Origin of the sequence: Paenisporosarcina sp. OV554, assembly GCF_003058165.1 — a bacterium.
GTDB lineage: Bacteria > Bacillota > Bacilli > Bacillales_A > Planococcaceae > Paenisporosarcina.
The window spans coordinates 41,146-57,820 of record NZ_QBUC01000001.1; the positions used below are offsets into that span (position 1 = coordinate 41,146).

12 protein-coding genes are annotated in these 16,675 nt (G+C 35.9%); 6 read left to right on the forward strand and 6 right to left on the reverse strand.

Annotated elements, in window-relative coordinates:
* Positions 1-4 precede the first annotated feature (4 nt).
* Genes C8K15_RS00175 through murJ form a run of 4 tightly spaced genes read right to left on the reverse strand, consistent with a single transcriptional unit; the run spans position 5 to position 4,797 of the window.
* A complete protein-coding gene (locus C8K15_RS00175) occupies positions 5-910 on the reverse strand; it encodes a GNAT family N-acetyltransferase (protein WP_108584162.1) in 906 nt (301 codons plus the stop codon).
* Between the two features lie 5 nt (positions 911-915).
* Entirely contained in the window at positions 916-2,382 is a 1,467-nt protein-coding gene (locus C8K15_RS00180; protein ID WP_108584164.1) for an O-antigen ligase family protein, read from the reverse strand.
* Between the two features lie 13 nt (positions 2,383-2,395).
* Positions 2,396-3,277, reverse strand: coding sequence for a PIG-L deacetylase family protein (locus tag C8K15_RS00185; RefSeq protein ID WP_158268237.1), 882 nt, complete (start codon positions 3,275-3,277; stop codon positions 2,396-2,398).
* Positions 3,274-4,797 carry a murein biosynthesis integral membrane protein MurJ gene (gene murJ / locus C8K15_RS00190; protein WP_108584167.1) on the reverse strand — a complete coding sequence of 508 codons (1,524 nt, stop codon included), beginning with the start codon at positions 4,795-4,797 and terminating at the stop codon, positions 3,274-3,276. The genes C8K15_RS00185 and murJ overlap by 4 nt, the downstream gene beginning before the upstream one ends.
* 255 nt (positions 4,798-5,052) lie before the next feature.
* Between murJ and C8K15_RS21265 the strand changes: the two genes are divergently transcribed.
* Positions 5,053-9,699 (forward strand): cell wall-binding repeat-containing protein, encoded by a 4,647-nt coding sequence (locus C8K15_RS21265; RefSeq protein ID WP_108584169.1) that lies wholly within the window; start codon positions 5,053-5,055, stop codon positions 9,697-9,699.
* Positions 9,700-9,760: 61 nt separating this feature from the next.
* On the opposite strand, the gene C8K15_RS00200 is transcribed toward C8K15_RS21265, so the two are convergent.
* A complete protein-coding gene (locus C8K15_RS00200; RefSeq protein WP_108584170.1) occupies positions 9,761-10,864 on the reverse strand; it encodes an LCP family protein in 1,104 nt (367 codons plus the stop codon).
* A 132-nt stretch (positions 10,865-10,996) separates the two neighbouring features.
* The gene (locus C8K15_RS00205) at positions 10,997-11,629 is read right to left on the reverse strand and encodes a YigZ family protein (protein WP_108584172.1); all 633 of its coding nucleotides are present in this window, start codon (positions 11,627-11,629) and stop codon (positions 10,997-10,999) included.
* A 176-nt stretch (positions 11,630-11,805) separates the two neighbouring features.
* On the opposite strand from C8K15_RS00205, the gene C8K15_RS00210 reads away from it, so the two are divergent.
* The 5 genes from C8K15_RS00210 to C8K15_RS00230 all read left to right on the forward strand — a co-directional run bounded on the left by C8K15_RS00210 (position 11,806) and on the right by C8K15_RS00230 (position 16,613).
* Positions 11,806-12,957, forward strand: coding sequence for a sensor histidine kinase (locus C8K15_RS00210; RefSeq protein ID WP_108584174.1), 1,152 nt, complete (start codon positions 11,806-11,808; stop codon positions 12,955-12,957).
* 31 nt (positions 12,958-12,988) lie between these two features.
* Positions 12,989-13,663: a response regulator gene (locus tag C8K15_RS00215; protein ID WP_108584175.1), complete on the forward strand. Its 675-nt coding sequence runs from the start codon at positions 12,989-12,991 to the stop codon at positions 13,661-13,663.
* 283 nt (positions 13,664-13,946) lie between these two features.
* Positions 13,947-14,525 carry a nuclear transport factor 2 family protein gene (locus tag C8K15_RS00220; protein WP_108584177.1) on the forward strand — a complete coding sequence of 193 codons (579 nt, stop codon included), beginning with the start codon at positions 13,947-13,949 and terminating at the stop codon, positions 14,523-14,525.
* Positions 14,526-14,643: 118 nt separating this feature from the next.
* Positions 14,644-15,996, forward strand: a complete 1,353-nt coding sequence (locus C8K15_RS00225; protein WP_108584178.1) for an ATP-dependent helicase ComFA — start codon at positions 14,644-14,646, stop codon at positions 15,994-15,996.
* Positions 15,993-16,613: a ComF family protein gene (locus C8K15_RS00230; protein ID WP_108584180.1), complete on the forward strand. Its 621-nt coding sequence runs from the start codon at positions 15,993-15,995 to the stop codon at positions 16,611-16,613. Before C8K15_RS00225 ends, C8K15_RS00230 begins: the two co-directional genes overlap by 4 nt.
* Positions 16,614-16,675 lie beyond the last annotated feature (62 nt).

The following is a 16,675-nucleotide window of genomic DNA, read 5'->3' on the forward strand; positions in this document are numbered from 1 at the left end:
GTGTTTAAAAGGAATCTACATCGCCTTGCAGAATTCGCCAGTTATTAAAAGTTTGGCCATAATCATGAGTTCTTAGTGTTTTCACGACAAAGGGCATAGGACTTGAATGGACCTTAAATCCAGTTGTCAATAATGCAGCTTCAAGTGGGGTATGCGGAATGCCCCAAGTTGAAACAAGACCAATTCCTAGGGATTTTTTAAAACTTTTCACTATTGAGAACTCATCATCAGCTAAAATATCTACGATCGTATAGACAGGGATGAGTGATTTTAAGTGGTCAATTCGGTAAATTATATAATCTGAATCTAAGTGGTACACATAGTAATCTTTTGATGGATGTTTAATATAGCGATTTGTTAAAAAAGCTTTGGAACGATTTACATGGATAGCAGATTCAATTTTGAAATTAGACATATTTAATAATTCTGTTTCGGACAGCGCCTTCATCAATTGATGAGGTCGTTTTTTACTTAGATTTGGAAAATTAATGGAAACATAACGGTTGATGTTTCCTAAGTCCGTTGCTTGAGTCATTTTAATGAAAATATTTTTGGCTTTTTCAGCAGGGAAGCCGTATAAATAAGCCACGTTTTGGCGTTCACTTTCTTCCATGAGTTCTTTCACAATTTGTTGATAAATTCCACGACCTTGATAGTTAGGATGGACCATAATGTCAACACGTTCCCCAATCAAAATGGGGGAACCGTCTACATTAACGCCTTCAAATAATAGGCAAGCTGCGTGACCGACAATTTGATTATCTTCTTCCGCAACTATGATAATCGGGAAGTGAGAACTGAGTGTTTCAAACTTCCATTGCCATTCAGTCAATGAACGTTTTTTTTGGAAAACGGACTCAAACAAAGTATTAATACCAGTTTCATCACCCGCCAAGTATGAACGAATCATTTCATTCAACTCCTCGTAAGATCTTCGTGAATTGATTGGAATTGAGACTGACTATTTAAAGTCACGGCTAGGAAAGCAAAGAATAGCAATGTAAACACATCTGCCTCCCATAAGTTGTACACAAGACCCATAAAGAAAGCACCAAGTACTACACCAATCATTAGCTTGGTTAATTTTGTGCGCGTTGTTTTTAGCAATGCATATAACATGCCAAGCAAGAATACTGCAAAACTTAAGACACCAAGAACGCCAGTTTGTACGATAATTTGAATATACTGATTGTCTGAATAGAACTGTCTATTGATTTCGTATTCTGCTGATATGTGGGAAATACGGGAAAGAGAGGCTGAATCGCCAAAAGTTGAGAATCCTGTACCCATAATCGGATAATCTTTAAAAACTTCGAACCCTTTTTTTACAATAAAGAGACGTCCTGAACTTTGACTCCCTGTGATGGTTTCATCACTAAACGTGCCACCAACTCGATCGACAAAGCCTGAGCTGCCTCCAACATCAAATTTCTGTATGTTTTGTACTTTTTCTTGACCTATGGAAGTGTCTTCAATCCAATTCGTAAGGACGTTAATTGGTAATACAACGACCACAAGAGCAATGGCTATTTGAATGACTATCTTTTTTAATAATGCGAAATTGTGAGAAGCAAAAACGTAAACCATCGCAATGATGAAAAACCCAATCCAAGTTCCACGGGAATACGTTAATACAAAAATCCCTATTGTTAAGTATTGTAAAATTTGCATCCATACTGTGTTGTACTGCGAGATGTATTTTTTAGCATAATAGAATAAGAAGTAAGCAAATCCAAGATAAATTCCTAATACATTTGGATTTCCAACCATACCATAAATTCTAACTCTATTCTTAGACGATAGAGGTAGTTGTTTCCATTCTTCTGGCATGAAAAGCCCTCTAATGGATAGCTTTTCTATTAAAGCTTGTATGATAATTAAAAGGGTTGTCCAAATAAAGACATGCAAAACTTGTATAATATCTTCTTTTTTTATGTCGAGTCTCTTTACGATGTAGTAAATTAAATAAAATATAATAAACGCTCGTAATTGGAGAATAATGGGTCCGATTTCGATTCTATCTACAATTGCCGAAAATGAACCAATTATTAAAAAGGCAAAATATCCATATTCAAATACGTGGAATGTGACCAAAGCGCGTAAGTCATGTCGAGACTTCCAGACGACGTGAAGGAATGCGCCTGCAATCATTAAATCACCAGCTAAACGTAGTGACGGATTTAATTCAATTAGAAATGGTCGAATAGGAACATACATAAAGAGTAGTAATATTGCTTTCTTAGGGCTTACTAAAGCTACAATGAAAAGAACTACTGAAATAAAGTAACCAAGTAATGAGTTGGTACTATAAGCGGCTAATAGAAAAACAATCAAAACAACTGGCCATATAAAAGGTAAATACTTGTTATAAATTTGTCGCATAGGGACCTCCATTTTAGGAAAGATTCTGAAGTTGTTTATAAATCTCTCGTTTTTTGTCTAAATTTTTAAATACAGCGATCAATAATGTTGAACTACGATTTGCTTGTTTAAAGTCTTGTGAAAAATCCACCAAGTTTTTTGAAAGTAGCAAATCTGATTGCTTAATAAACTCATCAACAGTAGATTCAATAAATGTTTCAACTTTTGAAAGTTTTTTCGAAACAATAGATGATTTGAGTTTTGATAATAATATAAAGCCATCAAATGCAATTATTTGTGATTTAAAATAGGTTATCGCTTGAAGCTTAGTATTATTCTCATTCGTGATGTCAATCACACAGTTAATAAATTCGGGAGGTACGGGACAATTAATTTCATATTGTCTGACCACTTGTGGTTGGTGTTGTGATTTCGTTAATGCATCTGCAAGTAAATGAGCCGTTGCAGTATGATCAGTATGTGCATCAATAAAACTTGTTGTATAAACGATATCTGGTTTTAGCTCTTCTAATACTTTTATAAAGTCTTCTGAAGACTTTATTTGATTCACTTGGCCATCTGGATAATCAAGAAAAGTAAGTGATGAAATACCAAGTATAGGTTGAATCAATTTTAATTCTTGTTTTCGAATCTCAGATAAATTATTCACATGGCGATTACTTTTCCCGCCGTCCGTCACATTGACAACATGAACTTTAGTTTGTTGATCCGTGTACTTTTTTATAGTGCCACCAAGTCCAATTGTTTCATCATCAACATGTGGTGCAAAGACGACAACATTTTGTTTATGTTCAAGTTGCGTAATAGGCAGATTTCCTGAATAAAAGCGTTTTAAAATAATTTTGGTTAAAGGAATTGCCAGCGGATTTATTGCTTTGATGAGTAGTTGTTTCACTTCGCTTGCACACTCCTTTTTGTAAATCGTTTAACTACATCAGAAAACACATCAATTTTAAGAATGAAGCTAGATGTTAAGTATACGATTGCTCCAATTATACTTGTAATCATGATGTTAATAATAGGATTCAATTCCTTTAAAAAAGTTCCTGCAAACAGAACAATTGCAATCATAATGCCTAAAGCAAGCAGTATTTTTCCTGTACTCTTCATTAGATAAGGCCAGTTCAGAAGGTTTTCAGTTTTTTGATAGACAATGATATTTAATACGAAATAAACGACGGCCATGACTGACGAAGCTAATGGTATGCCTATATAAGATTCTAACAAGTATATGAATAGGAAGTTAAGACCAATATTTAGAAATACTGAAAAAATACTAATACGTAAAATAATATGCCCATTCTGCTTTGCGTAGAAAGCTTTATTAATCGTATTTTGTAAACTGAAAAATAACACAGAACCAACATAATAATAAGCGACAGTTGCCGTGGCTGTCGTCGCCCCCGCTGTAAATGCTCCACGTTGATAAATAACTTCAATTAATTCTTTCATCAAAATCATCATTCCCGCAATTGCAGGAAGTAATAAAAAAAGCGTGAGGATTAGTCCTTTTTCTACACTACGGTTAAATTGATGTTCATCATTATTAGCTACTGCTTTCGAAAGAACGGGGAAAATAATCGTTCCGATTGTGACACCGATTATCGCTTGTGGAAAATGTACAATGTTTTTAGCGTAATTTATATAAGAAACCGCTTGTTCTGCAAAATGTCCTGCAAAGATTGTATCAATAATAAGGTTTACTTGACCGACCATTACTGTAATGGCAACTGGAATAAATACTAGAACAAATGGCTTAATCTCATTCTTGTCGAGTTTACCAATAATGGTATGAGATTTCTTAGGAATAAAGAATAATTTTTTCATTATGAATGAGAGAATTGCACCAACTAAATAGCCATAAGCAAAAGCATAAACGCCAAGTTGATCTGAAAATAATAAGGCTGATAAGATGGACGAAGTTATCACAATGGTTTGTGAGAAAACTGAAATAGAATAGCGACTTTCAGCATCCAAATAAGCCTCATATACTGAATTCATCGCAGCGAATGTTATGGACACAAAAAAGATAGTCGCTACGGTAATTGTCAATCGGATCGTATCTATATTAAAGTCAGGATACATAAGAGGCAATATTATTGGTGAAAGCGTAATACCAATGATTGTAACCGCTATGCCAAATAGTGTAGTAACTCTAAGTACTTGTGAAAAATGGTGTTGGGAATTATCATTTTTTGCTGCCAAAATGTAACTCGGTACAAAACTATTTTTCATTCCTGTTGTAAAAAACAAAATAAAGATGTTTGGCAATATAAATGCTACTAAATATGCACTTGCTTCACTAGAATCTCCAAAATAATAGGCCAAAACCATATCTCGTAATAGCCCTGAAAATTTTAAAATGAGGGTTGCTATAATAAGTAATAAACCAGAAATGGTTAGATTTTTCTTCATTAAATTCACTCCGAACGAGATACAATTTTCCTACAAGACACCAATGATGATTTTAACAGACTCCACTCTTAAACACTATTATAATAACGTTACACATAGATTAAATTCGAATTCTAAATATATGAAATTATCTAAAATATATATTGACCACGATAAGGCGTGTTTGGTATGATTTGACATGGAGAGAGATTTAAACTGAATAAATAGTCTTTTAGTTTCTCTACTGTTTATAGGTAATTTAAGGGAGGAATAAGTTTGACAACTGGTTCAAAAGCATGGAAAAAATATCTATCAACATTCTTAGCGACAGGCCTAGTACTTAGTAACGCATCTTTTATCTCAGCACAGACTACTTCAAAAGCTTCAAGTACTAATCTTGAAAAAGATGCAAAAGTCCTAAATGTTTTATCGAATGAAAAAGCAAAGCTTGTGAAACAACTTGCTGAGAAAAAGTTCGAAAAGAAAGATTTGAAAGCTAATCTTAAAGAAAATGATCAAGTTCGCGTTATTGTTGAAGTTGAGGGCTCTTCTGCCGTTGAAGTGGCGACTGGTAAAGGCTTACTTTATAAAGAATTATCTTCTACTGAAAAAACTACCATTAATTCCACTCTAAAAAAGACTCATAAATCATTGAAAAATACAATTTCTTCTCAAGGAATTGATTTCGATGCACAATTTGACTATACAACTACTTTCAACGGCTTTAGCGGACAAGTTCGTTTTGCTGACGTCAAGAAGATTGAAAGTTTACCAAACGTAAAAAAAGTTTATTTAGCTAATGAATACGAAAGACCACAAGTTACGCCAGACATGACTACTAGTCACGACTTTATTCAATCTTACCAAACATGGGCAGATGCTAAGTTTAAAGGCGAAGGAATGATCGTTGCAGTAATCGATTCTGGTATCGACCCTGGCCATAAAGATTTCGTTTTATCAGATGCAAAAACGGGAGAACTGACATCTGCAGAAGTAGCAGCATCAGGTTTAACAGGAAAATACTACACTCCTAAAGTTCCGTTTGCGTATAACTATTATGATCAAAATGATACGATTAAGGATCTTGGTCCTGATGCATCAATGCACGGTATGCATGTAGCTGGAACAGTTGGAGCGAACGGTGATACGACAAACGGTGGTATCAAAGGGGTTGCACCAGAATCTCAACTACTAGGCATGAAAGTTTTCAGTAATGACCCGAATTTCCCATCAACATTCTCTGATATTTACTTAGCAGCTATTGATGATGCAGTTAAATTAGGTGCAGATGTATTGAACATGAGTTTAGGTTCAACTGCTTCTTTCTATGAAGAAGACAGTGCAGAAGATTTAGCAATTTCTAAAGCGGTTGAGAATGGAATTGTAGCATCAGTATCAGCTGGAAACTCAGGTACTATCGGTTACGGGTATGACAATCCATATTATCAAAATCCGGACTATGGTTTAGTAGGATCACCTGGATTAAACAAAGACACAGTCCAAGTTGCTGCAACAGGAAACTTGATTTATGAATTCACACACACATTATCGGGTGAAGGTTCATCGGTTACGGGTTATGGTGTAGATGATTGGTCTAAACTTGGTACAGTAGAAGTTGTAAGTCTGAAACAGTTAACTGGAAATCCGGCAGCATTAGGAGCTAAATCAGACTACGAAGGAATCGACGTTAAAGGGAAAGTAGTCCTTGTTGAACGTGGTTCATTAACATTTGTCGATAAAACGATTAATGCAGCAGCAGCTGGTGCGAAGGGAATTATTGTTTATAACTCATCTTCTCCTGTGTTCTTCAAAGATCAAGGTGGCTGGGATATTCCATTCATGAAGTCGACACGTGCTGAAGGCTTGGCTCTAGAAGAAGCCCTTAAAGTGGATGGTTCTCTAACTTTAGGAGTTAAACAAGATGGTAAAATTGAAAATCCAGAAGTAGGACGTTCAACTGACTTTACTTCTTGGGGAGTAACTCCGGATCTAGAATTCAAACCTGAACTTTCAGCTCCAGGTGGAAATATTTACTCTACTGTAAATGACAATAAATATACTGTAATGAGCGGAACATCTATGGCAGCACCACACGTTGCGGGTGGAGCAGCATTAATTCAACAATACCTTAAAGGTGATACGCGGTTTGATGATTACACAGCTGATCAACGTACACGTTTAGCTAAAAAATTATTAATGAACACTGCAGATATTACATTAGGATTAGATGGCAGTGAAATTTCTCCGCGACGTCAAGGCGCAGGTATGATGCAATTGTATGCGGCTGTAAACACACCGGTCGTTGTGACTGATAAAACTACTGGAGAAGCAAAAGTAAACGTTAAAGACTTCCAATCAAAAACATTCTCAATGATTGTTACAGCTGAAAACTTAACAGATAAAGCTGTTGAGTATGATGTAGATACTTCAGTGCTTGCAGATAGATTTGCAGAAGATGGAGAAATCGTATACAACCAATTACAATCAGGTAAGTTAAAAGATGTGAAAGTATCTGCACCTAAAACAGTTAAAGTTCCTGCAAATGGAAAAGTAGATGTTAAGGTTACTATTGACTTAACGGATGCAAAAGTTCCTGGACTTAATAATGAAGGTGAAGACATTTTCAAATCAATCGAACAAGATGTATTCGTTGAAGGCTTCTTGAAGTTAAATAGTAAAGATGTCACAAACCCAGATCTAGTTGTTCCTTATATCGGCTTCTATGGTGAATGGGATCGTCCTGCTATCGTTGATGATTTTAAAGGTAATGATAAGTTCTATCAATCCCTATTTGATTTAAACAAATTCTCTAATATGCTAACTGACGGTGGAGAATATTTCCAAGATACAATTGAAGTTGATGGGGAGCAAGTGTATGTAATGTCTCCAAATAACGACGGACTAATGGAAGATGTTCTTGCATTGCCATCTTTACTTCGTAATGCTAAAGAATTTGAAACAAATGTATTAGATAGTACTGGAAGCAAGCAATTACGTTCAGTAAATAAAGAACAAGATGTTCGTAAAAACTTCTATAATAGTGGAAAAGGTAGCTGGTACAGTTACAATGAATCTCGTATTTGGGATGGTAAAGTTAAAAATGCTAAAGTTGAAGATGGTTTATACCAATATGAGCTTAAAGCTAAAGTAGATTATGAAGATGCACACTGGCAGTCAACTAAACTACCAGTTTACGTAGATACAGTTGCTCCAACTGCAAAAGTATCATTTAACGCGGAAACAAATGTTGCTGATTTCAAATTTATGGATGAAGGCGTTGGAACTAAATTCTACGCACTTTACATTAATGGAAAAGATGTAACTGGAAAGACTTATTTGGCTGCTTCTAAAACACAAGTTAATTTAGGTGATTATGGATTTGCAGCGAAAGATGTAACATCTATTGAAGTACTGCCTATCGATCACGGATACAATGTAGGCTATGCAGGTAACGTAATTGGTGATGAGTCATTCCCAGTTATTTTATTAGGCGAAAGTACACCTACTCCGTTCGGACTTTACAATACTAAAAATGTTCGAGTAAGCGGTACGGTAGAGGAAGAAGCTCTAGACAAGTTAACAGTTGACGGCAAAGATGTTGCGTTTACATTTGACGCAGTTAAAAAAGTTTACAAATTCGATACAACTGCAACCTTTACTAGTGAAGGATTCAAAAATATTAAGATCAAAGCTGTAGATGTAAATGGTAATGAGTTTGAAATAGCTCGTCCGGTCTATATTGACTTAACGGTTCCTACTGTTGGTCACGATGCACCGACTGTTGTGAATAATGATGTGTCGAAATTAGATTTCAACTTATTTGTTAAAGATAACTTTAACGCTGTTAAAGTAACTGTTGATGGAGATGTTGCATTCAACCGTGGTTTCATCGATGAAGCAAAAATCTCGCAACCTACGGATGAAAAAGTAGCCGTTTCAGTTGATTTAGCTCCAGGTGTAAATTCTTTCAATGTAGTTGTTGAAGATGCTGCTGGAAACAAAGTAGAGAAAGAAGTAAAAGTTGAACGCATTGCATCAGAATTACGTGCTGATCGTATTTCTGGAAAAGATCGTTATGAAACAGCTGTAAAAGTTAGTCAACAAGGATGGGAATCAGCTGAAACAGTTGTTCTAGCTCGTGGAGATCAATATGCGGATGCATTAGCAGGTGTTCCATTAGCTCACTTGTATGGCGGTCCATTGTTACTTTCTAAAACTAGTTCTTTACCAGCATCAACATATGACGAAATCAAACGTTTAGGTGCTAAGCAAGTATATGTGCTTGGTGGAGAAACCGCGATTTCGAAAGAAGTTTTAGCAAAACTTACTCAATCTGGAATTAAAGTAGAGCGTATTTCAGGTAAAGACCGTTATGAAACAGCAGCGAAAATTGCTAGCAAGTTTGGTAAATATGATACTGCTGTAATTGCAAGTGGATCAAACTTCCCGGATGCATTATCAGTTTCAAGCTATGCAGCTGAGCAAGGTATGCCAATTCTATTAACTCGTGATAAAACTTTACCGGCTGTTACAAAAGATGCATTAGTAAAAGCTGGGGTTGATCAGACATACGTTATCGGTGGGAAAGTAGCAGTGAACGATAGTGTATTAAAAGCTGTGCCAAATGGTCACCGTATTTCTGGTTCTAACCGATATGAAACGTCAGTTGCTATTTCTAAGTTCTTTGCAGATGAAACGAAGAGCGTATATGTCTCAACTGGTGTAAACTTTGCTGATGCTTTAGCTGGTGGAGTTTTAGCAGCTAAAGAAGGAAGTGGCGTTTATATCGTTGGTAAAAATGTAACTCCTGAACTTGGTGAACATTTACAAAAACTAGGAGTTGAGTACGTAGATGTATTGGGTGGTAAAGTAGCGGTACCTGATAGCATCTTGGCAGAACTTGATAAATATTTAGGTAACTAATAGTGTAAACTCCACATTCAGCGATGAATGTGGAGTTTTTTTGCACAAAAAAACCAGCCGGTTATGGCTGGTTACTAGTGTCTTGTTGATAAGAGCCCTGACTCAGATTTCCATCTGAGTCTGAAGAATCAGATGAAGCATCATCTCCAGAAGTGAATTCAGTTGCATTATGTTCATAGTCTAAATGGGCTTGCATTTTCGCTTTAATTTCTAAAAGGTTTGGTTCATCGAGTTGGTAGTAATAAACACCTGTGCTCATGTCGTCAACACCCAGCAAGTTCAGTTTTTCTATTGATGGCATACCATTTTTACCGTATTCAAACATCGATTTCATTTCTGTAAAGGTCATGTTGGTTTTCATATTATCTCCAACGGCATCAATTAAATCCCCGTATTTTGTAAAGGATGAAGCTGAAACTGTTTTTTTCATAACTGCTTCTAAGATTGCTTGTTGACGTTTCCCTCGTTCAATATCATTATCTTGTTTACGTGTTCGAGCAAGAGCTAAAGCTTCAGACCCGTTTAATGATTGATAACCGGGTTCAAGATTAATTGTTCTTTTATCTTCGGAATCAAGTTCCGTTAAAGGATAAGGAACATCGGCTTCAATACCTCCAAGTGAATCGACGATATCAATAAAAGCATCAAAGTTCATTTTCACATAGTAATCAATCGGTATATCAAGTAGTTTTTCTACGGTTTCCAATGTGGCTTCCGTTTGACCATAAGCATAGGCGTGAGTAATTTTATCTTTGTATCCGACTTCAGGAATATAAACATAAGAATCTCTAGGTATGCTTAACATTTTTATAGATTTACTTTCATTATTTAATGTAGCAACTATCAAGGCATCTGATCGAGTATTCGATCCTTGGTTACGTTCTGAACTATCATCAACACCCATGAATAAAATGGAGATATTGTCTTCCAAAGGTTCAACTTTTTCTTCGCGAAGACTGGATTTCTCTCTTTCTATACTTTCTAAAGAGCGATCAGCAGCACTTTCTGCTTTTTTCATTAAGAATATACCATAAGCAGTGACAGTGATAAGAATAGACGCTATGAGCAAGAGTGATATTTTTAAAATTAAGGATTTATTTTTTGATTTCTTTTTTACAGTATTTGTCGAATAATCTCTAGTTGATCTAAATTGTTTTCGATTCATTTTGATTCTCCTTTTAGCAGGAATTAGCCTACACTTTCATTCACTGAAGTATGAAAATGTATTTTCATAGAACTACAGCACTCCTCATTATACAATGCTTTTCCTAATCGTAAAAGGAAAAAAATATTACATTCATATGTCAAATTCGAGAAAATCTAGTGTCTGGGGTACAATAATAGCTTGTCCATTCGTCATTTCTGCTATCCATGCATTAAAAGAATCTTCCATTGTAATGGGTACATATAGCAATAATTCGACAGCTTCTGCGTAATCAATATGATGAAGCGGATATTGTGAACTCCTTACTTCGTTTTCAACTTTGCCTAACCACGTATAATCAATAGATACTTTTATTAAGTGATGAAGACGTCTTTCGACAATCTGCGCTGCCATTATGCCCTCTGTGGTTGCTTTACCATAAGCTCGGATTAAACCACCACCACCTAATTTAATGCCACCGAAATATCTTGTTACGACTACAACTGTGTCTTTTAAGCCCTGTTTTTTTAATACTTCAAGCATTGGAAATCCAGCAGTTCCACTCGGTTCACCATCATCATTTGCTTTTTGAACGGAATCATGTTCGCCAATTAGGTATGCGGAGCAATTATGATTGGCTGATTTATGTTTTAATTTTATTTCTTCAATAAAGGCTTGAGCTTGTTGTTCTGACTCTACGCGACTTATATATGTAAGGAAGCGCGATTTTTGAATAATAATTTCAGATTCGCCGTACCCTTTTACTGTTAGGTAATCTTTTCTCAAAAAAACACTCCTTTTGAAATCTAGTTGTCATGCAATTTTAATATTTAATTGTGTATATAGTGATATAATTAATGCAGTCATTGCAGGAAAATTGGCATATATGGCGTATAAGTAATAAAGAGAGAAACGAATGCAACGTCATTCATCAGAATGTTGCTCGAAAAGGAGAATACCTGATGTCTGGGAAAAAGGTCGATATCAATTCACTTGATTATATTTTTAGTCAAATGGTTGAGACAATGAACCGTTCTAAAAATGATATCTTCATTATAAGCGAGCAAAATCGACAAAGCTTAATTCAAATGCAAAAAGAATTAGCGATTGTTCATTCGAAGTTAGAAGATGTCTTCACAGAAGGGAATTTGCTTATTGAAGAGACACGGTTATCTCGAAAACGTTTAGGAGATGTCTCTAAACATTTTAACACGTTCACAGAAGAACAAGTTCGAGAAGCTTATGAACATGCTAACGATTTGCAAATTAAACTTTCGATTAATCGAACTGAAGATCGACAATTACAAGAGCGTCGAGATGATTTAGAACGTCGTTTAAATGATTTAAACGATGCGATTTTGCATGCGGACCAACTTGTTACGCAAGCAAATGTGGTAACTAACTATCTAACATCCGATTTAAAAAATGTGGGGCAAGCTTTAGAAACAGCGAAGTTAAAACAAGACTTTAGTATGAAAATTATTGAAGCACAAGAAGAAGAACGCAAACGATTGTCTCGGGAAATACATGATGGACCAGCGCAGATGATGGCTAATGTATTAGTCCGTTCAGATTTAATTGAACGAACATATCGAGAAAAGGGTGTTGATCAAGCACTTATTGAAATATCTAGTTTAAAATTAATGGTCCGTAATGCACTATCAGAAGTGCGACGAATTATTTACGATTTAAGACCAATGGCATTGGACGATTTAGGATTAGTGCCTACCCTCAAAAAATACTTAATGACTATCGAAGAATATAATACGAGTTGCCAAATACACTTCCGTTCACATGGAAATCAGAGAAGACTTTTATCCAACTTTGAAGTTGCTATCTTTCGTTTAATTCAAGAATCGGTAACGAATGCGACGAAACATGGTAAATCTCAAAACATTTGGGTAGACGTTGAATGGTGTACTTCTATGGTAACGATTACTGTAAAAGATAATGGAACCGGATTTGATAAACGTTTAGTTCGAGATAAATCTTTTGGTATGATAGGAATGCAAGAACGTATTGATTTATTAAAGGGTGAGATGATTGTTAAATCCACTATTGGTAAAGGTACTTCTATGAAGTTTCAAATTCCTTTGATTGAGGAACAAAGATAAGCTTGTCTTATATACTAGGAGGAAAATGACGATGACGAAAATTGTAATCATTGACGACCACCAATTATTCCGTGAAGGTGTTAAACGAATATTAGATTTTGAAGATTCATTTGATGTAATTGCTGAAGGCGATGACGGAAGCGATGCATTAAGTTTATATGAACAATATGTACCAGAAGTAATTTTAATGGACATTAACATGCCACGTAAAAATGGTGTTGAAGCAACTGGTGAATTAATGGCGAAATATCCTGACGCGAAAGTCATCATGTTATCTATTCATGACGACGAATCGTATGTCATGCATGCCTTAAAAACTGGTGCACTTGGCTACATGTTAAAAGAAATGGATGCAGATGCAATTATCCAAGCAATTAAAGTTGTTGCAGCTGGAGGATCTTATTTACATCCTAAAGTAACGCGTAATTTAGTGTCGGAATTCCGTCGCCTAAGTGAGCGCGAAAACAAAGGAACATTCCACCAATCGGAAATTCGTCGTCCTTTCCACTTACTAACTAAACGCGAATGTGAAGTATTACAGTTATTAACTGATGGACAAAGTAACCGCATGATTGGAGAAACATTGTTCATCTCTGAAAAAACCGTTAAAAACCACGTATCAAGCATTCTTCAAAAAATGAACGTAAACGATCGTACACAAGCCGTAGTTACAGCTATCAAAAATGGTTGGGTAGAAGTACGTTAATTAACATTACTAACCCCCACAAGCTCTTGCTTGTGGGGGTTTTTGTGAGTGTGAGTCGCTCCAGGTTGACGAAGTGAGTCTCCAGGTTGTACAAAATGACTCAATCCCCTAAAAGATGTTTCGTCAAACAGCAATTCGTCCACTCGGTTTTTAACACCAAACCTTTACGTTTTCTATGGAACTTTCACAATTGGACTAACGTCTATTGTGTAGAAGGCTATTATTTATTGTCAGGATTTAATTTTTATGTCAAAATAAAAGCCGAGTAGGAGGGACGAGCTTAATGAAATTTAAATATATAGTACTACTTGTTATTCTTTCGATATTTCTTTCGGCATGTTCGAGCGAAGAGAATCGTAAAGGAGCTGGGTCAGTATCTGATGGTGAATCGTCTGGTGAAAATAGTCCATTAGAACATAGTGTGAAAGACCAAGAAGAGAATGATGTTGGTTTTGAAATGGTTGGTACCAATGTTGATGAAGCTCAAAATATACCAGCAGATGAGAAAAAGGCGTTGCTAGAAGCTTTCGGGACATATATTAGTTCTTTCAATGAAGAAGATCTAGAGAAATATATGACTGTAATTGCTAAAGAGCCTGAAGGATTTGATTACCTGGAAGAAGAAGTGACTGTAAAAGAAACGTTTGCTCAATATGAAGTGAACCGGAAGGCTGAAGATGTGACGGTTATTAAATATAATAAAAACCAAGCACAAGTTTTCGCTTCACTTTCTATATCTCTTAAACAAGAGACAACAGGAGCAAAACTTGATCGAACTGGAAGACAAGTCACAGTATTTGCAAAAGAAGATGGCGAATGGCGTGTAACGAGCGTTTATTTCATCGGAGATGTAGCAGAATAAATAGTGGAAAACCTCGCATACAAGCGAGGTTTTTTTATATGTCACTCTGGCGCTTTACACAATACTTGAGTAAAATAAATAAATAGGAATGAGTACAATCCGAAATGGAGGAATGCTCATGAAAGAAGTGCAAGCATTTTTAACTGGTCGTATTTGGTTGAAGGAACAAACCCCCTTTCCTTTACCAGTAATCGAAGAATTTATTCGAAAAGGATTTATTTCCCCCCACACAGGCATTCAGTCTAATCAAAATTCCAGTAGTAAAAAAACGAAAAGTTCAAATTGTCGACGGTGCGGCAATAAGCAATTGACCGCATTTCAATGTGCAAAATGTAATGGTACTTGTTTGTATTGTAGACAGTGTATTCAGATGGGAAGAATAAGTAGCTGTAGCGAGTTAATTACATGGTCCGGGCCGTCCAAAGTCCATGAGGTAAATCACTGTTTTACATGGTCGGGAACCTTAACTTCACTACAAGCAAAAGCTTCAAACGAATTACTTATTAGCGTTCAACGAAATCAGAGTCATTTAATTTACGCTGTTTGTGGAGCTGGTAAAACAGAATTACTTTATCCTTCAATATTTGATGCACTGCAACGAGGGCTCCGTGTGTGCGTTGCGACGCCTAGAACAGATGTAGTATTGGAACTTGCCCCAAGGTTTCAGCAAGTTTTCCCGCAAACTATAATTCATGCTTTGTATGGTGGATCTCCAGATTATTCGGATTTTGCCCAATTGATTCTTGCAACAACACATCAATTATTGCGTTTTGAGAAAGCGTTTGATGTCGTGTTCGTGGATGAAGCAGATGCTTTTCCTTATACAGTGGACAAGTCCCTACAATTTGCTGTTCAAAAAGCAAAAAAGAAAAGTGCCGCTGTTCATACCATAACCGCTACTCCTTCTGATGAGCTATTAAGTCAAGCGGATAATATTTCGCTTATTTCACAGCGTTTTCACGGGTTTCCATTGCCTGTTCCAAGGTTTGTTGGGTTATGGAACTATAAGAAGCATATGTATAAAGACCAACTTCCTCAGAAGTTAGCTAATTGGACACAACAATGTCTTCAAAATGATCAACCATTTTTAATTTTTTTCCCGACGATTGATTTAATGAAGTGCGCATTACCCTTATTTCAGCAAATTCATGTAGACATCTCAGCAGTTCATGCGGAGGATCCTGAAAGGAAAGAAAAGGTTCTAAAATTACGCCGAAAAAAAGTATGTGGTTTACTTACTACGACCATACTTGAACGAGGGATTACTATTCCAAATGTCCAAGTAGCTGTTGTAGGAGCAGATGAAAAGATTTTTACTAGTAGCGCTTTAATCCAAATTAGTGGGCGTGTGGGTCGATCAGTAGATTTTCCGAGTGGAGATTTAGTGTTTTTTCATCATGGAATTTCTCTAGAAATGGATAAGGCAAAAGCAACAATTATAGAGCATAATACGAATCGGGAAGTATTATGAAGTGCTTGATTTGTTCTTCTTCATTTTTAGAAATCGCATCATGGCGAAAACTACTCTTTATTAAATCATCACAATTAGTTTGCGAAAAATGTTTAAATAAATTCGAAAAAGCTGAAGAAAAAGATTGTAGGAACGAATGGATCGGTACCCATTATGAAGGTGCCCTTGATTCCGTTAATTCCATATACAACTACAATGACTGGATGAAACACGTTTATCAGCAGTATAAATTTCAATTAGACGTGGAACTCGCAAACATATTTACATCGGATTTTCTGCCATTACTTAAAGTTAAAGCGAAAATTGTTCCTATTCCTCTTCATCCGGACATGTTACTCGCACGGACTTTTTCCCAAGTTGATGAATTACTAAATGCTGCAAATGTTCCTTTTCATCATGTCTTGTCCAAAACATTAAATCACTCGCAAGTCGGAAAATCGAAAAAAGAACGAATCTCTACAGAATTAATTTTCACGGTTACGAAGGATGTTCAAAATCAAAACATTTTATTAGTCGATGATTTGTATACAACCGGCACTACATTGCACCATGCGGCCTATGTTTTAAAAAAAGCAGGAGCTAATACGGTTGATGCTTTGACGCTAATCCGCGCATGAAAAATTAATGGAAATGACTTCATTCGACAAATTACTAATTTATTTTTGGTTTGTTGAAGGAG